Annotated in this window: 18 protein-coding genes and 1 pseudogene; 16 read left to right on the top strand and 3 right to left on the bottom strand. The window is 57.9% G+C overall.

The features are described from left to right. A partial coding sequence (gene tnpC, locus XI09_RS07060; protein WP_271566235.1) for an IS66 family transposase occupies positions 1-1,118 on the top strand: 1,118 nt, incomplete at its 5' end. After that, positions 1,115-1,717, top strand: coding sequence for a plasmid pRiA4b ORF-3 family protein (locus XI09_RS07065; protein WP_080133334.1), 603 nt, complete (start codon positions 1,115-1,117; stop codon positions 1,715-1,717). The genes tnpC and XI09_RS07065, both read left to right, overlap by 4 nt. A gap of 821 nt (positions 1,718-2,538) precedes the next feature. Here the strand turns inward: XI09_RS07065 and XI09_RS07070 are convergent. Further along, a complete protein-coding gene (locus XI09_RS07070; RefSeq protein WP_271566236.1) occupies positions 2,539-3,930 on the bottom strand; it encodes an aminotransferase in 1,392 nt (463 codons plus the stop codon). An 11-nt stretch (positions 3,931-3,941) separates the two neighbouring features. Continuing rightward, positions 3,942-5,420 carry an NAD-dependent succinate-semialdehyde dehydrogenase gene (locus XI09_RS07075; protein WP_442869542.1) on the bottom strand — a complete coding sequence of 493 codons (1,479 nt, stop codon included), beginning with the start codon at positions 5,418-5,420 and terminating at the stop codon, positions 3,942-3,944. A gap of 1,008 nt (positions 5,421-6,428) precedes the next feature. Between XI09_RS07075 and XI09_RS07080 the strand changes: the two genes are divergently transcribed. From XI09_RS07080 to XI09_RS07090, 3 genes are all read left to right on the top strand, one after another. Further along, complete coding sequence (locus XI09_RS07080; protein ID WP_271566238.1) at positions 6,429-8,174, top strand: flavin-containing monooxygenase; 1,746 nt, start codon at positions 6,429-6,431, stop codon at positions 8,172-8,174. Positions 8,175-8,984: 810 nt separating this feature from the next. After that, positions 8,985-9,230 carry a hypothetical protein gene (locus XI09_RS07085; protein ID WP_271566239.1) on the top strand — a complete coding sequence of 82 codons (246 nt, stop codon included), beginning with the start codon at positions 8,985-8,987 and terminating at the stop codon, positions 9,228-9,230. A 266-nt stretch (positions 9,231-9,496) separates the two neighbouring features. After that, positions 9,497-10,162, top strand: coding sequence for a hypothetical protein (locus XI09_RS07090; protein ID WP_271566240.1), 666 nt, complete (start codon positions 9,497-9,499; stop codon positions 10,160-10,162). Positions 10,163-10,252: 90 nt separating this feature from the next. On the opposite strand, the pseudogene XI09_RS46020 reads toward XI09_RS07090, so the two are convergent. Beyond that, positions 10,253-10,631, bottom strand: a pseudogene (locus XI09_RS46020) (aldehyde dehydrogenase family protein). 390 nt (positions 10,632-11,021) lie between these two features. Between XI09_RS46020 and XI09_RS07100 the strand changes: the two are divergent. The 11 genes from XI09_RS07100 to XI09_RS07150 all read left to right on the top strand — a co-directional run bounded on the left by XI09_RS07100 (position 11,022) and on the right by XI09_RS07150 (position 23,658). Beyond that, a complete protein-coding gene (locus tag XI09_RS07100) occupies positions 11,022-12,578 on the top strand; it encodes an ABC transporter substrate-binding protein (protein WP_271566241.1) in 1,557 nt (518 codons plus the stop codon). 27 nt (positions 12,579-12,605) lie between these two features. After that, positions 12,606-13,523, top strand: a complete 918-nt coding sequence (locus XI09_RS07105) for an ABC transporter permease (protein WP_271566242.1) — start codon at positions 12,606-12,608, stop codon at positions 13,521-13,523. Positions 13,524-13,597: 74 nt separating this feature from the next. Next, entirely contained in the window at positions 13,598-14,422 is an 825-nt protein-coding gene (locus tag XI09_RS07110; RefSeq protein ID WP_271566243.1) for an ABC transporter permease, read from the top strand. After that, a complete protein-coding gene (locus tag XI09_RS07115) occupies positions 14,419-15,399 on the top strand; it encodes an ABC transporter ATP-binding protein (RefSeq protein WP_271566244.1) in 981 nt (326 codons plus the stop codon). The genes XI09_RS07110 and XI09_RS07115 overlap by 4 nt, the downstream gene beginning before the upstream one ends. 20 nt (positions 15,400-15,419) lie before the next feature. Beyond that, entirely contained in the window at positions 15,420-16,385 is a 966-nt protein-coding gene (locus tag XI09_RS07120; RefSeq protein WP_271566245.1) for an ABC transporter ATP-binding protein, read from the top strand. A gap of 972 nt (positions 16,386-17,357) precedes the next feature. Further along, on the top strand, positions 17,358-18,194 hold the full coding sequence (locus XI09_RS07125) for a fumarylacetoacetate hydrolase family protein (protein WP_271566246.1): 837 nt from the start codon (positions 17,358-17,360) through the stop codon (positions 18,192-18,194). Between the two features lie 169 nt (positions 18,195-18,363). Next, positions 18,364-19,938, top strand: a complete 1,575-nt coding sequence (locus XI09_RS07130) for an ABC transporter substrate-binding protein (protein WP_271566247.1) — start codon at positions 18,364-18,366, stop codon at positions 19,936-19,938. Positions 19,939-19,966: 28 nt separating this feature from the next. Continuing rightward, positions 19,967-20,731 (top strand): SDR family NAD(P)-dependent oxidoreductase, encoded by a 765-nt coding sequence (locus XI09_RS07135; protein WP_271566248.1) that lies wholly within the window; start codon positions 19,967-19,969, stop codon positions 20,729-20,731. Between the two features lie 17 nt (positions 20,732-20,748). Next, positions 20,749-22,149, top strand: a complete 1,401-nt coding sequence (locus XI09_RS07140; RefSeq protein WP_271566249.1) for an FAD-dependent oxidoreductase — start codon at positions 20,749-20,751, stop codon at positions 22,147-22,149. Further along, complete coding sequence (locus tag XI09_RS07145) at positions 22,124-23,158, top strand: Gfo/Idh/MocA family protein (protein WP_271566250.1); 1,035 nt, start codon at positions 22,124-22,126, stop codon at positions 23,156-23,158. The genes XI09_RS07140 and XI09_RS07145 overlap by 26 nt, the downstream gene beginning before the upstream one ends. Further along, positions 23,158-23,658 (top strand): HIT family protein, encoded by a 501-nt coding sequence (locus XI09_RS07150; protein ID WP_271566251.1) that lies wholly within the window; start codon positions 23,158-23,160, stop codon positions 23,656-23,658. The genes XI09_RS07145 and XI09_RS07150 overlap by 1 nt, the downstream gene beginning before the upstream one ends. Positions 23,659-24,064 lie beyond the last annotated feature (406 nt).

Below are 24,064 nucleotides of genomic sequence, written 5' to 3' on the forward strand. Positions count from 1 at the left end.
TGCGTGAGGTCGGACATGAAACCTTTGTCGGACACCTGCCGCGACAAAGCACTCACTGTCAGCTCAAGTCCCTTCTTTTACATGTGATCGACGCGAAGTATCATTGGCATTTGCCGCTTTACCGCCAGGCGCAGATGCTGGCGACGCACGGAATAGCGCTGGACCGTTCCACGCTCGCCTTCTGGGTCGGCTATGCCGCCCAGGAACTGAAGCCGTTGTGGCATCGGCTGCGCCAGCTTCTGCTCACCTCCTCGAAACTCTGCGTCGATGAGACCCCGGCGCCGATGTTGGACCCGGGCCGCGGCAGAACGAAAACCGGCTACTTCTGGGCGCTGTCGCGCGACGACAGGCCCTGGGCCGGGCCTGATCCACCTGGAGTGGTCTATGCCTATGCACCGGGCCGCGGCGCCGTTCATGGCTTGCGGCTGCTTGAGGGCTATCGCGGCATCATCCATTGCGACGGCTATCAGGCCTACAAGACCATGACCCGAGAGACGCGTGCGGACGCCCTGTCCGGGACGCTCGCCTTCTGCTGGTCGCATCTGCGGCGGCAGTTTGTGAAGATCGAACGGGAGGTGGCGCCAGCGCCAGCTCCGGTTGCCCGCGAGGCTCTCGAGCGTATCGCCCAGCTTTATGCGGTCGAGAAGGCTCTCCGCGGCCGATCTGCGGACGAGCGCCACGCCGGCAGGCAGGCGCATGCCAGGCCTCTGGCTGCAGCCTTGAAGCAGTGGTTTGAGGCCAAGCTTGATCACCTTGCACAGAAGAGCGACACGGCGAAGGCTTTGCGCTATGCGCTGCGGCATTGGAACGGCCTGACACTGTACCTTGATGACGGGCGCATCGAGATGGATACCAATGCGGTCGAGCGAGCGATGCGGCCGATCAAGCTCAACGCCAAGAACTCCCTTTTTGCCGGTTGCGACGAGGGCGCCGAGAATTGGGCAGTTCTGGCTTCGTTAATCGAGACCTGTAAGCTCAATGGCGTCAGTGCCGAGCACTGGCTCTCCGATGTTCTCGCGAAGCTCGTTAATGGCTGGCCTGCGGCGCGACTGGACGAACTGCTTCCCTGGGCATCGACCTATACGATGCATGCGCTCGATCCGAGACTGGCAGCATGAGCCTTAACACGACCGCCGTCCGGATCAGGGTAACCCTCAAGGACGTGAAACCGGAGGTGATGCGGTGTCTTGTCGTACCCATCACCCTGCGCCTTGATCGGCTGCATCTGACGCTTCAGGCGGCGTTTGGCTGGACGAATAGCCATCTCTTCGAGTTCCTAGCCGGCGACGGCCGTTGGGGTATCCCTGATCCCGATGGAGATTTTGACCCTCAGCCCATCGATGCCCGCAAGACGCGGCTCTCCAATATCGTTCAAGAGACCGGCGCCAAGACGATCCATTATCTCTACGACTTCGGCGACAGCTGGGATCACGTGATCAAGCTTGAAAAGTGGTTCGACAACACGACAACGGAGGGACTTCCCCTCTTGCTCGAGGCCGCCGGCCGTTGTCCTCCGGAAGATGTCGGTGGTGCGTCAGGCTATGCCGAATACCTCGACGCCATCAGCGACCCCACCCATCCGGAGCACGAACAAATGCGCCTCTGGGGCCCCGAGCAGTTCGATCCCAACGTCGTCGACCGGAAGGCGCTCGAGGCCGCCGTCAATGCATTGTCGGAAATATGGAAGCCTCGGCGACGCACCACGCGCTCAAAATAGGCGTCAAGCGCCGTTCAAAAGGGCCGCAGAACTACGCTTACGCTCGACTGCGGGTCGGCGTCCGCTCCGGTAGCGCTCGACTTCCTGTTCGAGGGCCGAGCTTGGTCAAACTTTCTCGACTATCATGACTGGGGTAGCTCGCGGCGGCTTATCGCGGGGATGACATAGCACGGCGCCAGGCTGACCTGCTCGCAATCAAGGCCAGGTCTCACGGGGCTGTCCTTGGCCACAACGGCCCTGATAAAGCCACCTCGGATTTGGTGCGGTTGCCGTGAATGTCCTCGGACACGCCTCCCAAAACAATCCGCGCTTTCTCCTCGTCAGACCAACGCGCCGCCTGCAGTCGACCAAGGGCTCTGATCGTATGAGCTGTCCATGCTGACAATTCTCGACCATCAGGTCAGTGCGCGGGGGCGGCCTTCGATCCGCGGCCGTCTGCCTCCATCACTGTCGATCTTAGATCGACCCTGCTTTGTTCGTCCAGGACCTATAGCTTACGCAAAGACAGGTGTGCCATCCTGTCAAGGCTTCGGCACTCGGATGGGAGCGCGCGGCATGAAAAAAAGAGCCCTCGGCTGAGCATCGCCGCGGGCTCCTGGAGGATCAGGTTGGTATCAGCACCGTTTATTACGCATCTCCTCATTATCCAAAACTGGAGGTGCGCCCTCCTTAATGAGCGGCGGCACCTGGCACGCTGCTACGCGGCCGTCCGTCCGGGCACGGTCCGTGCCAAATTCCGGAAGTTGCCGGTTCGTGCCGACTATGAACCGATGTCGTGGCTGACGATGTCGGCCGATGTGAAAGGCGCTTGAACCGTGCTCTTAAGCGTCCTTCGCGAGTTCGTCCATTACTTGCTTTGTCGCACGATACGCCAGATCAACAATTTCGTCGATCTCAGCCTCCGATACAACAAGAGGCGGAGCGAATCCGAGAATATCTCCATGCGGCATTGCGCGGGCAATAAGCCCCCGATCTCGGGCCGCCTTCGAGATACGGGCACCCACCTTGAGCTCCGGATCAAATCGACGCTTCGCCTGACGATCCGCAACGAATTCGATGGCACCAAGCAAGCCCACGCCCCGCACTTCACCCACAATTTCGAGCTGTGCAAACCGTTCCTTGAGCCGTTTTTGGAAATGCGAGCCGACAATCCGCGCGCGATCTCTTAGTCGCTCCTTTTCGACGATATCAAGAACTGCATTAGCGGCAGCGGCCGCAATCGGATGACCGGAATAAGTATAGCCATGCGAAAACGATCCGACCCGATCGGCCGCTTCCTCCATAACAGCGTAGACCTTCTCACCGACAATGGCTCCGGAAAGCGGGATGTATCCGGATGTCAGACCTTTCGCGACTGTCACCAGATCTGGCTCGATCCCATACAGCGTGCTGCCGAAGTCAGCGCCGGTCCGGCCAAATCCACAAATGACCTCGTCGGCAATCAGAAGAATGTCGTATCGCCTGAGGACGGCCTGAATTTCACGCCAGTAGCCGGTAGGAGGCGGCGTAATTCCTCCCGTACCCAGCACGGGCTCAGCAATGAAAGCGCCAATTGTTTCCGGGCCCTCTCGCAGGATCAGCTGTTCAAGTTCGGCCGCACGCCGCCGAGAAAATGACTCTTCGGTCTCACCTGGCTCAGCGCCCCAATAGTGGTGCGGCGTGCCGGTATGCAAGATGCCCGGAAACGGAAGATCCATATAGTCATGGTAGAACGACATACCTGTCATCGAACCGGAAATGACCGAGCAGCCGTGATATCCGCGCTCGCGCGAGATGATCTTCTTCTTCTTAGGTTGACCACGCAGATTGTTATAGTACCAAACGAGCTTGGCTTGGGTTTCATTCGCGTCCGATCCGGAGAGCCCAAAAAATACCTTGCTGGGCTTGCCTGGCGCCATTCGTACGAGTCGATCCGACAGGATCGCGAGCTCCTCGGTCGTATGCGCTGCATAGGTGTGGTAATATGCCAGCTTGTAAGCCTGCCGCGCGATGGCCTCAGCCACTTCGGTCCGGCCATATCCAATATTTACACAGTACAGGCCTGCAAACCCGTCAATGTAACTATGTCCCTGCGCGTCTTCGATACGAATCCCTTTGCCCCCAGCGACGATCGTGGGATCACCGATCTTGCCGCTCGCATATTCCTTGAGCTGAGTGAAGGGATGAAGGACGCTTGAGCGATCGAGTGCCGCGATGTTCTTAACTTCAGTCATACCGAATTCTCCTAGGCCGCCAAGTCGCCGAAGCAAACGTATTTAAATTCCATGTATTCATCGATTCCGTGTCGCGAACCCTCTCGACCGAGTCCGGATTGCTTCCATCCGCCGAACGGAATGGGTGGCCCCGTGAACGAAGCTGTATTGATACCCACCATGCCGCACTCGATGCGCTCCGACAGTCGGAGAGCTCGACGCAGACTGTCCGTGTAGACGTACGCTGCTAGCCCCATCTCGCTGGCATTGGCTCTGGCGAGAACCTCTTCCTCCGAATCGAACGGAAGTACTGCGGCCACGGGGCCAAATGTCTCTTCACGAGCAATGAGCATCTCGTCCGTGACACCGCTGAGCAGCGTTGGTGAAACGAAGTTTGGCCCCAGTCTTTCGCCTTGCTTCGTGCAAATAACCCGCGCTCCCTTTGCTGCAGCGTCGTCGATTTGAGCTCTGCACTTATCGGCGACCGACAGCTTCGTCATTGGGCCGATATCTGTTGCAGGCTCCAATCCGTGACCGACATTCAGTCGAGCCATCGCCGCCGCAAACGCCTCGACGAAAGCGTCATAGATGCCCCTTTGCACGTAAATGCGGTTAGCCGCCAAGCAGTCTTGCCCAGACGTCGCGAATTTGGCGGCCATCGCTCCCTTGACTGCCTTGTCAACATCAACGTCATCAAAGACGAGAAAAGGGGCATGCCCCCCGAGTTCGAGCGACACTTTCTTTACGGTTTCCGCGGCGCCTTCCAAAAGCAGCCGGCCAACCTGAGTGGATCCTGTAAATGACAGGGCGCGCACTCTTGTATCGCGCAACAGAGACGTCGAAAGAGCGACAGGATCACCAACAAGCACCTGAAAGACACCACGCGGAACGCTCGCTTCCGTGGCCAATCTCGCTAGTGCAAGAGCAGAGAGTGGGGTCTCGGGAGCAGGCTTAACAATGATCGGACAACCAGCGGCAAGAGCCGCTCCAGCCTTTCGCGTGATCATGGCGACAGGAAAGTTCCATGGCGTGATCGCCGCCGCGACGCCGATCGGCTGCTTACGCACATGAAGTAGACTGGCGGGCTTGTGGCTGGGGATCGTCTCGCCGTATGCGCGCTCACCCTCCGCGGCGAACCACTCGAGAAATCCGGCACCGTAGCCAATTTCGTACCGAGCCTCAGCGATCGGTTTTCCTTGCTCGACAGTGACTAGGACGGCGAGCTCTTCCAGATGGTGACGCATTAACGATGCCCACGATCGGAGAACTTCTCCTCGCCTTGTAGGCAATAGTTCGCGCCAAGCCTCAAAGGATCGTTCAGCTGCAGCGATCGCAAGGTTCATATCCGCAGCATTGCAACGAGCAACATCCGCTATTTCCTCTCCAGTTGCAGGATCGACCACAACGTCTCGTTGCTCGCCCGCAATCCAGCGGCCATCGATGAGCGCGGCGCCCGCGACAAAATCGCGACGGCGCAGATTTTGCAGGCGCTCCCTAGCAATAGCGATCAAATGCGAGGTTTTATGCTGAGCAGTCTGAAGGGACATCCAAGGCTCACGCGCAGGTTGTTGAATTACGGCTACCTTACTGTCCCACCAAAGATATTTGCGCCGCGATTTCGCGCCGCTCAGCCGATTTCCTGCATTGCCAAGCGCTTTTTGGAGAAATCCGTCTCAAACCCTGGAAATTGCAAATGTCCCCCTTTTCGAAAGTGTTTTACGTAAGCTGCCGGCTAGTCTCTCCACGCGATCCCGTTGGGATTGGCAGAACCCGCCAGTTCCGCCATGGCGGCCAACGATTCTAGTTTCGCTGGATAGTAGGATCATCCAGAGGTCAGAATCGACAAGCGCTCTGACAATAACGAGCGAGACGGCTGATACTGGGAATAATCTGGCGGCGCGGTGACCTTCGACGGCAAGAGCCCTGGGCGAGATGTCGAGGCGCGATCAAGAATTACCGCCGCCAAGGTGCAGGCGGTGGTTCAGGACCCAATGCCGGCTTCGACCATCGCCTTGACCTCGGCCGCATCCGCGTCCGTGCGTAGCACGCCCTGACTGCCCGTCGCCTGCTTCAAGGCTCGCACGTCGCCTTGCGCTGCGCGTGCTGGCCGCTGGCGCCCTAGCTAGTCGGCGAGTGCACTGCCCTCGGCCCTTAAGGAAGGCGGGAATCTTTCCGTCGGCACTCGGCAGCAGTGGATGAGGGGAGGGAGATAGGCGATGCTTACTCGACTCCTTGTTGAATTGCGCCGTCCACTCGCGCCGGTGGGCCACCGCATTGGTTTCGGACGTAAGCCATGCCCCGGAGGCCGATTTGCAGCGTGAGATGCCATCCTTTCGCAGACTTTCCCTGTCGGGCGCCTCCTTTCGCCGTAGTCGCCCGCGGTCGCGCTTGTAGGGTTCGGTCCTTGGCGAAGGCAGGCGTGAGAATTTTGACAAAGGTTGCAGCGGCGCCGGAAACGTGAGGACGCGCGAATTCGCGTCAACGAAGAATAGTAAACATAATGAGAATGGTAAAACCTAATGATGAACTCTGCTTGGCTTGACGAGTTTTCTGGCGCATTGCGCCGATCAAATCCAGACGAACTGGTTTCCATGTTTGCCGAACGCTGTTATTGGCGTGACTGCGTTGCGTTTACCTGGAACATCGTGACCCTCGAGGGCCGTCCGGCGATCGAGGCGATGCTCAGATCACGATTGGCTGATGTGTGTCCCGACTCCTTTGAACTGGAGCCTGACGGGGATGGCTGGTTCACCTTCGCAACATCGGTAGGCCGTTGTCGAGGACACGTGCGACTCGAAAATGGAAAGGTCTCAACGCTCTTCACTGCCTTGACGGAACTGAAGGGTCATGAAGAAAAATCGGGTGCATCGCGCCCGATTGGCGCTCGCCACGGCGCTTTTAAGGATCGAGTGTCGTGGGGCGATCGCCGGAAGGCGGATGGTGAGGAAATTGGACATAGCCGGCAGCCTTTCGTACTGATTGTCGGCGGGGGGCAGGGCGGCATCGCGCTCGGAGCGCGGTTGAAGCGTCTGGACGTCCCCGCGTTGATCGTCGACCAGAACGAGCGGCCGGGTGACGCCTGGCGCAACCGCTATAACTCGCTGTGCCTTCACGATCCTGTCTGGTACGACCACATGCCATACCTGCCGTTCCCCGATCATTGGCCGGTGTACACGCCGAAGGACAAGATGGGCGACTGGCTCGAGGCGTATACGAAGATCATGGAACTCGACTACTGGACGTCGTCTACATGCAAAGGCGCGGCTTACGACGAGCACAGGTGCGAATGGTCGGTCCTGGTGCAGCGCGGTCATCGCGAAATCACCGTCCGTCCCAAACATCTCGTGCTGGCCACGGGCGTGTCCGGATTTCCGGAAGTGCCACGTTTCCGTGGTTCCGACAAGTTCAAGGGAGTGCAGCACCACTCCAGCAAACACCCGGGTGGAGAGGGTTGGGCTGGCAAGAAGTGCGTGGTTGTTGGCTCCAACAACTCGGCACATGACATCGCGGCCGATCTCTGGGAACATGACGCTGAGGTGACCATGCTGCAGCGTTCGCCGACCTTGGTTGTCCGCGTTGAAGCGATGGATCGGTATGGTTCACTGTACTCGGAGGATGCTGCGAGAAGAGGCGTCACGGCTGAGCATGCCGACTTCGTCGGGGCTTCAATGCCATACGCACTTCTACCTGCACTTGCTAGGCAGAAGATGGAGCGTATCCTGAAAGACGATGCCGAATTCTATGAGCGGCTCGCCGGTTCAGGATTTAAGTTGACGTTCGGCGAAGACAACTCCGGACTTGGCGTGATGAGTTTGCGTCGCGGTTCTGGTTACTACATCGACGTTGGCGCCTCCGAGTTGATTTCATCAGGAAGGATCAAGGTGATTGCGGCCGGAGTAGAACAACTCACGGAGAGAGGACTCATTTTGGACGACGGCACGCGTCTGGATGCTGACCTGATCGTCTATGCGACGGGGTACGGATCGATGAACCAGTGGGCGGCAGCTTTGATCTCACAGGAAGTCGCTGACAAGGTTGGTAAGTGCTGGGGGCTGGGTTCCGACACCGCCAAGGATCCTGGACCCTGGGAAGGCGAACTTCGCAACATGTGGAAGCCGACGGCGCAGGAAGGGCTCTGGTTTCATGGAGGAAACCTTGCCATGTCCCGTCACTACTCGCTCTACCTGGCGTTGCAGCTCAAAGCTCGCCTGGAAGGATTGGACACACCCGTCTACGCCCGCGCCGCTGTCCACCACAGGGAATAGCTCCAGCTTGAGAATGAGCGCTAACTGTCTCGAAACCTGCAGTCGCATTCCGCTCCGGCTACCCCACGAACCTGAGGAGGTCCTATGGAACGGCATGAGAAACTGGACATGACGTGAAGGATGAAGCATGTGGGCATGCACCATGCTTATGATGAGGTTATCGCCAATGCTCTCAAACGACAGCACTCGGCGCAAGCGTGCAGGTGGCGCTTCTCCAAGTGGACCTTACGTTGACGGGGCATTGGCAACGTCATCAATTCCAATGGCGCCATGCAGACTTCTGCCGGAAACCTCGACGCCGAACGATGCGGCTTCTGCTGCCGCACGACCGCGTCGGCACCGGCGATCCCATACCAGTGCGGTTGATCCGACCAAGAATTAGGTCCTCCGCCTTTTCGGCATGCCATGCTTTGATTCGCCTTTTGCAGAGTGCGAAGTTGGTCCGTTCCGGCATATGCCTCCCGATCAGGCGACTTGAACGGCTTCACCTCCGCCGGCGGCCACGTAGCCCTTCACCCGTTTGATGGCTACAGCCCAGCTGCCGCGCAATCCGCTTCAGAACCCACTCGCACACCCTCAGACGCAACATCTCCGCCAGGTCGTCCGGCGTCTTCATCACCTGCCCCCGTGGATCAATCCACGACGGGCGTTCCATGATTCGTTCCTCGTTCATTCGCTCTCCCTTGGATATCCAAGAAAGGGGCAATTTCTCGTGACGCAAAGGGGCGCATTGCCTCCCTAAAAATGTTACCGGACAACATCCCTGTCGTGTCTGGGGCGGAGCTGCCGAATATGGCAGGGAAGATCAGCATGCGCGCAAAGCGCGAGATCACATCAGCGCTGGCCGAGCATTATCGGGCGATCGGGCGGCTCGAGAAGGGACCGATCCTGGACGAGCTGTGCGCCGTTGCGGGATGGCATCGCAAGCACGCGATCCGATCGCTGACAGTGGACGGGGCATCGGGATCGGTCGTGCCGCGGCGGCGGCGCCGGACCTGCGGAGCTTCCATTCGCATGGCACTGATTGTGCTATGGGACGTGTCTGACCGGCTCTGAGGTAAGCGGCTCGTCGCGATGATCCGGTTCTTGCTTCCGGATCTTGAACGGCACGGCAGATTGAAGCTTTCTGCCGATGAGTGGTCGAAGGTTTGAGGGTGAGCGCGGCGACGATCGATCGCCTGCTGAGCGACCTAAAGACCGCAGCAGCCGGAGGACGCCGACGGCGGGCGGGCCTTTCCAGTGCCGTAAGGCGGCAAGTCCCGGTGCGTACATTCATTGACTGGGGAGGGTACTGCGAAGCGGACCTGGTTGCGCACGGGGGCATGTCCGTATCCGGCGCCTTCATTCAGACGCTAGCAATGGTGGATTGGACCGAATGCTTTCCGCGCGTCGTTCGTGAAGCAGCTCTTGTGGTCGAGGCCCTCGAGCGCGCGCAGAACCTATTTCCCTGGCCCGTTCGCGGGCTCGATTTTGACATCGACAGCGCCTTCATGAACGACACGGTCGTGTCGTGGTGCCGTTCTCACGATGTCGAAGTCACTCGTTCCAGGGCCCACAAGAAGAACGATCAAGCGTTCGTTGAACAGAAGAACGGAGCTATCGTTCGACGTCTGGTGGGCTACGGGCGCTTTGAAGGCATTGATGTCGCTCGCTCATTCGCTCGCCTGTTTGCCGCGGCACGCCTGCACATCAATTTCTTCCAGCCCTCGTTTAAGCTGAAGGAGATGCACCGTGAAGGTGCCAAGGTGATCAAGCGCTATCTTCCTCCCGCTACGCCGTACGAAAGAGCATTGGTCTACCCGCATCTCAACGAGGCATTCAAACGTCGGCTGCGTGAGACTTACCGCACGCTTGATCCGGTGGCATTGCTGGCACAGATGAGGGATGCTCAAAATGAGCTGGAGGGCGCGCTTCACGACCGGCTTGCTCGGACTCGCGGCGGCCAATTCAGGGACAGCAGAGGGCGCTTCGGTAATATTGTCATCTGAGGCAATATGAGGGGGCAGTTGCGGATGGCGTTTGACACCTGCGGCAAGAGCGGCTCGAGCCTTTCGCGTGATCATGGCGACAGGAAAGTTTCATGGCGTGATCGCCGTCGCGACACCGATTGGCTGCTTACGCACATGAAGGAGACTGACGGGCTTGTGGCTGGGGATCGTCTCGCCGTATGCGCGCTCACCCTCCGCGGCGAACCACTCGAGAAATCCAGCACCGTAGCCAATTTCGTATCGAGCCTCAGCGATCGGTTTTCCCTGCTCGACAGTGACTAGGACGGCGAGCTCTTCCAGATGGTGACGCATCAACGACCCAAGACCGGAGAACTCCTCCTTGCCTTGTTGGCAATAGTTCGCGCCAAGCCTCAAAGGATCGTTCAGCTGCAGCGATCGCAAGGTTCATATCCGCAGCATTGCAACGAGCAACTTCCGCTATTTCCTCTCCAGCTGCAGGATCGACCACAAAGTCTCGTTGCTCGCCCGCAATCCAGCGCCATCGATGAGTGCGGCGCCCGCGACAAAATCGCGACGACCGATTTCCCAGGCGCTCCCTAGCAATAGCGACCAATGCCAGGTTTTATGCCAAGCAGTCTGAAGGGATATCCAAAGCTCACGCACAGGTCAGGCGGCGCTATTTTCGCCTTGCGCGAGAGCGACGTGGTTGTCGCGCTGCCGGCGCGCCGCCTCGACCGCAAGGCGCCCGTCGGCGGTTGGCGCTCGCGGATCGTTGCTCGGCAGCTAAACTGCAAGATGCTCTGAATTTCCGCTCAATTTCACTAGTTCTTGGCCGATTTTTAGCGTTTTTAGACTTGAGCAGCCTTCTACGTTCGCAACACAATCAAGGAGGAGAAGAATGATCATCCTGCGTGTTCTTGCGGCTGCGTTTGGCTTACTCGCGCTCAACGCAACGGTCTCCGCACAAACCAAGGACACGCTCGTTGCGGCGCTCGCCGCCGAGGCGACCGTCATCGATCCAACCAGGTCCTCTGCTGGCGTCGATGGATACTTCTACAGCCAGATGTTTGAACAGCTGGTCCGCTACGGACCCGATCTGAAGCCGGTTAATTGGCTCGCGGAATCTTGGAGTGTCGAGGGGACGGCGGACAAGCCGATTATTGATGTGCACATTCGAAGCGGCGTGAAGTTCCACAATGGGGACCCGCTCACGTCCGAGGACTTCCAGTTTGCCTATGATCGACTGAGGGATCCGAAAATTTCGCCCTGGAGCAACTTGCAGGCGAGCGTCGAACAGTTCGAAGTCATCGACGATCATCACTTCAAGCTGCATTTCAAGTCGCCCGATGCGAGTTACATTATTAATTCGCTCCAGCTGTGGGCGATACCAAAGAAGTACTTCGAAAAAGTGGGTGAGGCAGGCTTCGACAAAGCGCCGGTTGGCACTGGTCCGTGGAAGTTTGTGTCGCGAACAGTCAAGGAGGAGCTACGGCTCGAAGCGTTCGCTGATTACTGGAATAAGAACGCGCGGCCGACGGTCAAGAATCTGATTTTGAAGGTCATCCCGGAAGACCTCACGCGCCTTGCCGCGTTCAAGTCGGGCGCCGTTGACTGGATCGATGCGGTGCCGCTGTCTGCAGTCGCCGAAATTAAGAAGATGCCTGGAGTGAAAACATTCACAGCGCCGACCGGCAACAACCTCTTCATCGACTTCACCGCCTACAAGCCGGATTCGCCTTTCAGCAAGTTGAAAGTGCGGCTGGCTCTTGCTCATGCGGTCGACGTTGATGCCATCATCAAAAATGTGTTGTTCGGGCAGGGTGAACGGTACACGGAAGTGTGGCGCGGCTCGACGGGTTATGACTCAGAACTCAAGCCGTATACGTACGATCCGCGAGAGGCGAAGCAGCTGCTTGCTGAAGCTGGCTATCCCAATGGCTTCGACACAGCATGCTACAACCTCATCACCCCGCGAGAGCCGAACATCAAGGAGATGGGTGAGGCAGTGTTCGCCTATCTGGGAGCCGTCGGCATTCGTTGCAAGGTGCAGCAGCTGGAGTACTCGGCGTGGATCAATGTCGCCCGCCGCGCAACGCGCTCCGAGATTGACGGCATCTTGATGACGATGTGGGGTCATGGCTTGCCCGGCGATCCGGCTGAGCCTTGGGCTGGCATGGTACATAGCTATGTGCCGGGAAAGGGCTTTGGTTCGGCTTCGAGTACCAACGATGCAAAGGTCGACGCGATGATCGACGAGTTGAAACTGACTATGAACCCGGAAAAGCGGGTGGAGCTCATTAAACAGATCGCGCGCTACAAGCATGAAAATGTCCTTGGCGGCGTGACTACGTACCGCCCCGTGAATACGTTCGCATGGCATGACAACGTTGAGTTCCGGCCGTGGCCGTTTCCCGGATCGTGGCGTCAATTCCAGGAAGTCGGCTTTGCAAAATAGCCGACACTCCCGCGGCCAAGTGAGGCAATGATGAAAGCGGTTTTTGCCAAGGGACTGATCAACGCCGTGGTCAGCGTTCTCGGCGCGAGTTTAATCATTTTCGTAATCTCGCGTCTTTCTGGCGATCCGGTCACGATGATGCTGCCCATGGATGCCCCGCAGTCGGCGATAGATGCGCTGCGACAGGAGTTCGCGTTGGATCGGCCAATTTGGGAACAGTACCTGCGCTTCCTGTGGAGTGCGGTCCAGGGCGACTTTGGTCAGTCCTATCGCTGGCAGATGCCGGCGCTGGCACTCGTGTTCGAGCGGTTGCCGGCGACCATCTTCCTGGCCATGGCGGCGTTTGCCTTCAGTCTCGCGCTCGCGATTCCGCTCGGCGTGCTGTCGGCAGTCTATCGGGGCTCGTGGGTCGACCAAATCGGACGAATTATCGCAATGTTAGGCCAAGCAGTGCCCTCGTTCTGGGTTGGCCTCATCCTCATCCTCGTCTTCGCCGTCACCCTGCAGTGGCTTCCCGCCTTCGGCGCCGACGGTGTCCAGCATGTGATCCTCCCAGCGATCGCCCTTGGTTGGTATCCAGTCGCAGCGCAGACGCGCATCATCCGCTCTGGCATGCTCGAGGTGCTTGATAGCGATTATATTCGCATGGGGCGTTCCGTTGGCACGCCGGAGCGCTTGCTGATCTGGAAATACGCGTTTCGCAATGCACTGCTGCCGCTGGTCACCATCATGGGGGTCTACTTCGCTTCGATGCTGAGCGGCTCTTTCGTGGTCGAGACGGTGTTCGCGTGGCCCGGACTCGGACGGACGGTTGTAGAAGCGGTGTTCGCACGCGACTATCCAGTGGTGCAGGCGGGCGTTCTCGTCACGTCAATCCTGTTCGTGCTGTCGAACTTCCTCGTCGACCTGTCCTACAGCATCATTGATCCTAGGATCCGCCCGTGAGTGTAATCTCGGCTCCAACGCCTGTTACTGCCGTGGTAGACACAAAGCCGCATCCGTTTCTAGTTCGTTTCCGCTTGAAGGGCACGCCCTGGATTCCGATTCTGATCCTGTTGCTGATCATTGTCGCAGCCATCGGCGGAGAGAATATCGCCCCTCACGATCCCAACGGACTGAACCTCGCCGCCGCGTTCCGGCCACCGTTCTGGCAGCTTGGCGGCAGCTGCGAATATCTGCTCGGCACCGACAATCTTGGCCGAGACGTCTTCTCGCGCATCATCGCCGGCGCGAGGGTGTCGGCGATCGTCGCCCTCTATGCGATCGTGTTTTCCGGCGCGATCGGCACGATGCTTGGAATCATCGCGGGATACTTCGGCGGCATCGTTGACGCGGTGATCATCCGCATTGCCGAGATCATGATGGCGATCCCCAGTCTCGCCCTGGCGCTAATCATTTCCGCGACGATGGATCCGGGCCTTTCTACTGTCGTCATCGTTGTCGTGCTCACCTACTGGACCTGGTATTGCCGTATCGTCCGCAGCGAAATCCTGTCGTTGCGCGAGCGGGATTACGTATTGTTCGCCAAGGTCGCCGGCTGCGGTCCGCTAACGATCTTCTTCCGGCACCTCTTGCCGAACATCTTCAACACGCTTCTGATCCTGATGACGTTGCAGGTCGGTCAGGTGATCCTCTTCGAGGCGTCACTGTCATTCCTCGGACTCGGCATACAGGCGCCCGATACCTCGTGGGGCCTAATGCTCGCTGACGCGCGGCAGTACATCACCTATGCCTGGTGGGGGATCACAATGCCTGGCATCGTCATCATGCTGACCTGCCTTTCCTCGAATCTGCTCGGTGACTGGCTGCGCGACCTGCTCGATCCGAAACGGAGACAACTGTGACCGCCGCGCCCCTTCTGCAAGTCGAGAATCTGCAAATGCACCTGCATCTGCGCCGTGGCGTGGTGAAGGCGGTGGATGGCGTTTCATTTCATGTCAATGAAGGCGAGACGCTTGGCATCGTCGGCGAGTCCGGCTCAGGCAAGACAATGACCTGCCTCTCGATCCTGCGCCTCCTGCCGATCCACGGGGACGGCCGGCTGGACGGTAGTGTGAAGCTGGACGGCGAGGACCTGCTGCAGCTCACCGAAAAGGAGATGGCGAGCCGCGTGCGCGGTCCGAAGATTGCGATGATCTCGCAAGACCCTATGACCTCGCTCAATCCCGTTTTCACGGTCGGCGACCAAGTCTCTGGACCGTTTCTCTACCACAAGCTGGTCAGGACCGTTCGCGAGGCGATGGCTGCTGCCACGGCTGGGCTTCGGCGGGTGCGGATTCCGTCACCGGAGCGGCGGCTTAAGAATTATCCGTACCAGTTTTCCGGCGGCATGCGCCAGCGTGTCGTAACCGCCATGGCGATCGCCTGCTCGCCACGCCTGTTGATCGCCGACGAGCCGACCACGGCGCTCGACGTCACCATCCAGGTGCAGATTATGAGCCTGCTGCGCGGCATCCAACGTGACTCGAAGCTTGGCATCATCCTGATCACTCACGATCTGTCGGTCGTCGCCGGCCTCTGCCACCGCATTGCGGTCATGTACGCCGGCCGGATCATCGAAACTGGCAAGGTGCGCGACATCTACCGCAACGCGCAGCATCCCTATACCCAAGCGCTGCTGGAAGCGATCCCGCATCTCGGCCAGAAACGCAAACGGCTTGCGGCGATTCCCGGCCAGCCGCCGAATTTGATGGACCTGCCGACGGGCTGCCGCTTCGCGCCGCGCTGCCCGAAGCGGATGGCCGTCTGCGACGACTATCCGCCGGCGACAGAGCTGCGCGACGGCCATGTCGTCAATTGCTGGCTCGCAGCGACGCAGTAGCGACACGGGTAAAGCGACAGATGGGCCTCGAACTTCGCGACCTCTCCAAACATTTCACTGTCCGCACCGATCGCGGAAGCGCCGTTGTGCGCGCGGCGGAAAAGATCAACCTCGAGATTCCGGAAGGCCAGACCGTAGCCCTCGTCGGCGAATCCGGCTGCGGCAAGACCACAATCGCCAAGCTCGTGCTGATGCTGGAGCGGCCGACCGGCGGGGCAGTGACCTTCGACGGCAAGAGCCTCGGCGAGATGTCGAGGCGCGAGATCAAGAATTACCGCCGCCAGGTGCAGGCGGTGTTTCAGGACCCTTATGCCTCCCTCAACCCGCGCCTTACGGTGCGCCGAATCATCACCGAGCCCATTCTTGCGCATTACAAGCGCGATCGCGCGACGCTCGATGCTCGCCTCGCCGAGCTCCTGGAGATCGTTGGTCTGCCGCCGACGGCGGCAGATCTTTATCCGCATGAATTCTCCGGCGGACAGCGGCAGCGCATAGCGATCGCGCGGGCGCTTGCGCTCGATCCGCGCATCATCATCCTTGATGAACCGACCTCGGCCCTGGACGTGTCGATCCGCGCGCAGGTGCTGAACCTGCTGATGGACATCCAGGAGAAGTTCGGCCTGACATATCTCCTGATTGCACACGATCTGGCGCTGGTTGAGCATCTGTCGGCGCGCGTAGTGGTGCTATACCTCGGCAGCGTGGTCGAATGCGGAGAAAGCCAGCAGATCTTTACCGCGCCAAAGCATCCTTACACGCAGGCGCTGCTGGACGCCGTTCCGCGTCCAGATCCGGACTACATACCGAAAGCAGCCGAAGGCTTCGACGACACGGGTAGCGCGCTCGAGCCGCCAAGCGGCTGCAAGTTTCACCCGCGATGTCCGCATGCGATGCCGATCTGCACTTCCGAGGATCCATCGCTCATAACGCTCGCCGACGGCCGCAAGGCGGCCTGCCATCTGTTGAGCGGTCCGCCAGCGGTTTAAGGGTGAACAGAACCGACACGTTGGTAAGCGTAAAGCTCCTTCGCGTACCCGACTCGCGCCGGCTGATGCCCGCCTGGCGCCCTCGAGAGACGATGATCGACCGATCGAGCATGTGTGTTGGATCGCGCGATGGCCGAAGATCATGACGTTCGTCCGCAGTTCGGCTCGTAGTCGTGCTTACTCCAATGTACACGAGAGCTCCTGGCTTTTTGGCAATGCCCATAGTTGCGGCGAAGCCACCCATCTTTTGTGCATTGCGAGTGCAAATTGTATTCTTGAATGGCCTTATCGGGCGCTTACGTCCTGTCGTTATCTCGAATTGGCCGCGGATGTTTGGTCGCGATATGACTTGCCGAGGATCTCCCGATTTGGTTGAGGCTCGCTTGGAGATCCAGAAGCTTCGGGACCTGATCGGCTCGCTCGGAAAAGCTGAAACGCCTAGCCTTGGTGAGAAATTTGGCTCAGCCACCGGCCTGATACAGCTCGATGCCGTTCGCACTCCGTGGACAAAAGGAACAGGCCTGATAACACCGACTTAGCAGCTTGGCTCACGACCCAGCATTGCGATTGAACCTGTTCTGCACATCCATCATCCATCCCCCATTGCCGCAAGAGCTCATTTTTCAAGACCATTGTCATGTTCGCGTGAGTGCAGCAGCTGCTGTCGTAACCACCGAAACGAAAGCGGCCGCGCTGGGCGGATATGAAGCAGAATTTCGACGGCGGTTGCGCTGATATCGCGGAAATTCGGCGAGCGGGCGAAGTAAGTTCTCGCGATCGGGCGAGGTAGCCTCTTGTTGGTTGAAGGCATCGTCAGGAGTCGGAGGCCATCAACCTTCAAGCCGGCCGCGCTGCTGGGGCACCGCCGTTGTCGTAGGTCCACTCTGCCGCTCTGAGCTTGGGTGAGCGGTTATTCCAGTTCGACGGATGGAATTGCCGCGGCGGAGCGGCGAAAAGGAAAAGGAGGAACGCTTGAAATTACTTTCGTTCAAGGTCGATGGGCGCGAACGCTTCGGACTTCTCTCTGGGGGCGGCGTCGTCGACCTCACTAAGCGAACCAAATTTGAAGACCTCCGCGCGGCGTTAGGGGAGTTGGACAAACTTCAGTCGCATGCGGGTGAAACTCCGGACTACGGATTGGAGGACATCCGGTTTCTTCCGGTGATTCCCAACCCCTCCCGCATCCTGTGTGCCGGCTTGAACTACCTGAGCCATATCACCGAAACGAGGCTGCCGCGTCCGCCGCGCCCGATAATCTTCACTCGTTTCGCGAGTTCGCAGGTTGGGCATTTCGATAGCCTGGTGCGCCCGCGTCTCTCGGAAAAGTTCGATTTTGAGGGCGAGCTGGCTGTTATCATTAGGAAGCCTTGCAGGTATGTGAGCCGCGAAGACGCTTTTGACGTTATCGCAGGCTATAGCTGTTACAACGACGGCAGCATTCGCGACTGGCAGCTGCACTCCAGCCAGTGGATTCCAGGAAAAAATTTCCCAGCGAGCGGTGCATTTGGACCTTGCCTCGTGACGCGTGATGAAGTCGGTGATATCACGCGCTCGAGCTTGGTAACTCGCCTAAATGGAGAAGAAGTCCAGCGCGCGCTTATTAATGACCTCATGTTCGATATTCCGTCGCTCGTAGCGTATTGCTCCTCATTCACGATGCTAGACGCTGGTGACGTAATCGTCACCGGTACCACTGGAGGTGTCGGAGAGTCACGTAGGCCGCAGCTCTGGATGAAACCAGGCGATCTGATCGAAGTGGAGATCGATGGGGTTGGCCGCTTATCGAATCAGGTGATCGCCGAACCGTGAGGTGCAAGCACATGAGCTTGTACGTGACAGGTCTCGTAGCGAATGTCCGCGTGCGAATGATGTGTACGTCCGACACCGCCGCATCCTGTTCGACTAGATGACGGATATCGCCGAAAGCCGGATACGGCCGCACGAGTTGAAGATAACTTGGTTCGAAGAGGCCTAAGAAGTGGTTTCAAAATCAAGAACGATCTTAGTTGCATCCCTCCTTTTTCTGACTGCTCAAGCGCAGACTGCTTTGGCACAAGCCCAAGTAAACTCGGACACGTTGACGGTGGCATTTGCTGCCGAGCCAGCGACGCTCGATCCCTCACGAATAACCTCAGGTGTAGATTCGTACTTTACCTCCCAGATGTTCGAGCCTTTAATCAGGTTCACGCCCGATCTTCACCGCGAGGGCTGGCTCGCGGAATCTTGGAGTTCTGGCGAGCTCAACGGAAAGCCTATTGTCGACGTCGTCCTTCGAGCGGGTGTGAAATTCCACAACGGCGATCCCGTCACGTCTGATGACATCGTATTCTCTTGCGATCGGTTTCGTGATCCAAGAAGCGGGTACAATTTAGGCTCTATCGACAAGGTCGAAGCTCTCGATGAACGACGTGTGCGCATCCATCTAAAGAGAGCAGATGCTCAGTTTTTCGTCGATAACCTCGTTCTTCTTGTGATGCCGAAGAAATATTTTGAGCAAGTCGGTGAGCAGGAGTTCGCGCAGCATCCCATTGGGACAGGTCCGTGGAAGTTCGTGTCGCGCAAAATCAAAGACGAGCTCCGCCTCGAAAGGTTCAATGATTACTGGAAGCGCGACGCGGCCCCGGGTTACGCAAATCTTGTGATCAAGGTCATACAGGAAGATGTCACACGGGTCAGCGCTTACAAAACGGGCCGCGTCGATTTGATTGACAACGTCCCGTTGGCTCTCGTCGATGAATTCAAGGCGCTACCCAATACAAGGACCGTCACGGTTCCGAGCGGTAACAACGTCTTTCTCAACTTTAATACTCAAATGCCGAATTCACCGTTCAACGATCTGCGTGTGCGAAAGGCAGTAGCTCATGCAATTGACCTGGATGCTATTATCCAGAAGGTCCTCTTCGGGCAGGGCAAGCGGTATGTTCAGGTCGCTGAAGCTGCTGCCGGCTACGAACCCTCCCTTAAGCCCTATGCTTACGATCAAGCGAAGGCACGGAGTCTGCTGAAGGAAGCAGGCTTCCCCAATGGCTTTGAAATACCTTGCTACAATCATGCGACCCCGCGCGAACCGAACATCAAGGAGTTCGGTGAGGCCGTGTATGCCTATCTCGCGATCGTGGGAATTCGCTGCCGTGTGCGATCCCTCGAACTTGGTGCCTATCTCGCGCTCGTCAAGCGTGACCGGGGTGCGCCGGGCCTTCCCGGGGTCGATGGCATCATTAACTGGCAATGGCCGCAGGGATTGCCGGGCGATCCTGCGCAGGCTTGGATGGGGCACTTACATAGCTACGATCCCGGGAAAGGCGCGGGGGGCTACTCGTACTCGAGCGATCCTGAAGTGGACATGTTGCTCGAAAAGCAAGCCGAGGTGCTCGACGAGAATCAACGAAATGAATTGCTCAAGCGTATTGCCGCTCTAAAGAATGAGAGGATGCTTGGAGGGTTGCCTACCTATCTCCCGATAATAACATTCGCCTTTAGAGACACGATCAACTGGACGCCTTGGCCCAATGCCCAATGGAGAGCAATGCAGCAGATCAGGCCGGTCAAATAATGGACAACGATTGAGTTGAGAACGCATCATGACTCCCGAGGGAAAAGTTGCTGTAGTGACAGGCGCTGGTTCTGGCATTGGTCGCGCATCGGCCGGCGCCTTAGCGAAGGTGGGTGCGCGACTTCTTGCTTGCGATATCGACTATGAAAGCGCGCAACAGACGGTATCCGCAATCGAGCGTAATGGCGGTAAGGCATTTGCGCTTCACGCTGACGTCTCGAAGCCGGATGATGTCAAGCGGATGATAGATGCCGCTGTGTCGCGTTTTGGGGGCTTGGATATCCTCCATAACAATGCCGGGATCCTTTCGGGGCCGCGCTTCCCAGATTCTGATCCATCGTGTTGGATGCGAGCGATCTCGGTGAACATCATGGGTGTCCTGTCAGGAATTCACTACGGCACAGAAGCAATGCGCCAGCGAGGCTGTGGTGTTATTATCAACACCGCTTCCATCTCCGGCTTGAAGCCTCATTTTAGTGATCCGGTCTACGCCGCAACTAAAGCCGCAGTCGTAAATCTCACGCGTTCGCTTGCCTTTCTGAAGAAGGAAGCCAACATCCGGGTAAATTGCATTTGCCCTGGCTTCGTCCGCACGGACTTGGAATCTCACTCAGCTGCGGTACTTGACCCAGAGGCTCAGCGGCGTTTCAGAAGCCGACGTGCCGGCTTTCAAGATCTGCCTGCTCTGGAACCTGACGATATCGCACGGGCCGTGATGATGTTGATTAATGAAGATGGCCTCAACGGCAAAGCCTGCATAGTTGAGCCCGGCGAACCTTGGCGCGTTCAATAGTTACGGGATTAGCAAGGGTGAGAAGAGAGCAGACAGACGTAGTTGTCATCGGAGCCGGTATGGCCGGTCTTTGCGCGGCGGTTACCGCAATTGAAAAAGGCGCAGACGTTCTTGTCCTTGAAAAGGGCAACCGGGTCGGCGGTTCTATGCTGCTATCACATGGACTAATCTGGACCTTCTCCGACAAGAGGCAGCTAAAGCATGAGATTCCTGACGGCAACGAAGCGCTCCAGGAGCTTGTCGTAGATCATCTGCCAGCTGGTCACGCTTGGCTAGAAGAGCTCGGTATTGCGCTCGAGCCCGAAACGTCATTTGAATGGTATGGGCAAGGCCGAGCAGCGGATCCTCGCTCTATGACCTCGACGCTGATGCAGCAGTTGGACGAGAAGGGCGGGCGGCTTCGCGTCCGGACGGGCATGCAGCGACTGCTCCTTTGCGATGACCAGGTTGCGGGGGTAGTGGCCTTTGATGATGAGGGACCTCTTGTCGTCGAGGCGAAGTCAGCGGTGCTTGCTACCGGAGGATTTCAGGGCAGCGCGAGTTTGATTACGCAATACATTACCCCCCATGCAAATTCCCTCTACCTTCGAAGCAATCCTTGGAGTGCCGGCGACGGATTTCTCGCCGCCACAACAGCGGGCGCAGCGGCCACAACACATCTAAACTGCTTCTATGGCCATGCGTTGGCGGCGCCTCCCGCTCGTTTCTCCCACCATGAATTCTCCAATTTGACACAACGCTACGGGCAATTTGCCGTAGCCCTAAATTTGGAAGGCCGGCGTTTTGCAGACGAGTCGGAGGGAACAGGAGAAGAAGCGCTCAATCTAGCAATGGCCACGCAGCCGAACGCGACAGGAATCTATATTGTCGATGCGTTCATAGCGAATGGCGCTGGACCGAATGCCTATCCTCCTCAGATTGCCATCGATCGGGCGCGCAATGCAGGAGGTCCAGTTCTTTGTGCGGACACGCTCGAAGAACTTGCTGCCAAATTATCTGACTGGTCGGTTCCGTCCGGCGTCGCGCTAGCCTCGCTGCGTGAATATAACGCTGCGATTCGCGAAGGGCGTGGCAGCACACTATTCCCATCGAGACAAAAGAATGCCGTGCCCCTTGATACCGCTCCGTTTACCGCAGTCATGGTGCGGTCTGGCATCACCTTCACTTGCGGCGGGCTCCAAGCCGATCTTGATATGAACGTCCTGCGAAGATCTCTAACGACGTCTACCTTGGCACTGACGAAAGCGGATATGGACGAGCTTTCGCTCACACCGATGGCGAATCTCTATGCCGCAGGTTGCGATCTAGGCGGCATAAGCACGCGCGGATATGTGGGCGGCTTAGCGACGGCGTTAGTGACAGGGAGGATCGCAGGAGAGTCGGCAGCTTATAATGCACGACACAATGACCTTAAATGAAGCCTTGGGGCGAGCGATGACCTATCCGAAGCGAGTGGTAGTTGTAGGGGTAAGCCATTGGCATTCAACGTATGACGCCGCCTATATCGAGCTGCTGCGCGATATGAAGGTTGATGTCGTCGGTATCGCGGATGAGAACGAGAGAATTGTCCGCAATCGCGCCGAGCGCTTCAAGGTTGAGCCGTTTCAAGACTACCGCGAAATGATTGACCGGACACGGCCAGATTTCATCGTGGGCCTCGGGCGCCACGTCGATATGCCGGAAATATTTCGTCACCTCGTCGAAACCGGAATTCCTTTTCTCATGGAAAAGCCGTGGGGCGTTGATGACGTAACTGTAAGAGAGCTTGCCGAGCTCGCATCAAAGCGTAATTCGTGGGTATGCGTCCCTTACTTCGCCCGCTATACTCCGTGGGCAGAGGTGGCGCGCTCAATGGTGCAGAGCGGAGAAGTTGGAGCTATTTCTCATATCGTTTTCCGAATGATCCGGCCAACCATGGAGCGCTATGTGGCGTGGGACTCGCCCTGGATGCTTAGTAAGAAGCAAGCTGGCGGCGGTGCTCTGCTTAACCTTGGGTCCCACGGCTTTGACATCTGCCGATTCATCACAGGAGAGGAGCCTTCGGTGGTCTCGGCAGTATTGAGCAACGTTGTTCATAACTCCGAAGTCGAGGACTACGCGCATGTAACCCTGCGTACGCCTAAGGGAATAATCTTCCACAATGAAGTCGGATACACATTACCGACGTGGCCCAAGAATGTGACTGACGGAGAGCAAAAGCTAGCTGGAGAAAAGGCAGTCGTGCGCGAGGTCGCTGGTGGAGTTCATATCCTCGGTGCCGATCGAGATGAAATGGTGTCTGCACCGCAGGGGTATGTAAGCGGTTGCCGTCGGGTGTTGCTTGAGTGTTTCGAGCGGCTTGCCGTTGGTAAGCCTCCCCCAATCACAGCTGATGACTGTGCTCGCGCTGTAACCTTAATCCATGACGCCTATCGACTGGCGCAATAATGGCGAAGTCTGAAGCTATGATGCATGACCCGAACTGCGATATTTGCAGAACCAACATGAATGCTTCTTCGGTGCCAGGAGGAGTCATTTATGAAAACGATCTGTGGCTCGTTCGCCACTTGATGCCAGGCAGGGGGGTACCAGGCTGGATGATGGCTCAGACTCGGCGCCATGTAGCGGGCATTGCGTTCTTCAACGACGCTGAGGCCCTGAGTTTTGGTCCTACGTTTCGGCATTTGCAAAAGGTATTGATGGAAGTAACGGGCGCTTTGCGGATCTATACCGCTTCAATGAACGAAAGCGTGCCCCATTTCCATTGCCACCTTGTGCCGCGCTACGAAACAATGCCGAAGAATGCTCAGGGATGGGACGTTTTTGACCTCTTTCGTGCATCGGCTGCAGGCGAAATTGAGGTTGATGCAGGCGCGGTCATTAGCATGACCAACCGTTACCGCGAGGCTCTCAAGATTGATCCACCTGTCGCGATTGTCTCGGATTGATAGCGATATCGGAGGACGGATGGAAATCTGTGGCCGAAGCCGATCGCGATCGGCGCTGCCTCAGTGATTGGTCCCGCGTCACTTATGGCACTAACGGACCCTGGTTCGCGCATCGTTGTCGTTGACATCGGTCCGAATTGAAGGCGGGTCGCTTACGCGATCAAAAGCGCGGGGGTGCGAAGCGAGCTTCGTTCCCCATGTTTCTCGGCCATGGATACATCCGAGGTGGGTCGTGCGCGCGCTACTCGCGGCAACATCACCTTTCACTGCGAGACGGTGAACGATTGTGCAGACCGCCTCAATCGCGGGGATGCTAGCGAATCCTAGTTCGCCGATCTGCGCAGCTCCCAAGTGGCGTTGTGAGCGCCTGATCTGTCCCCGAAAAGTATGGTTTAAGCGTACGCCT

The organism is Bradyrhizobium sp. CCBAU 11386, assembly GCF_028128955.1.
Lineage (GTDB): Bacteria > Pseudomonadota > Alphaproteobacteria > Rhizobiales > Xanthobacteraceae > Bradyrhizobium.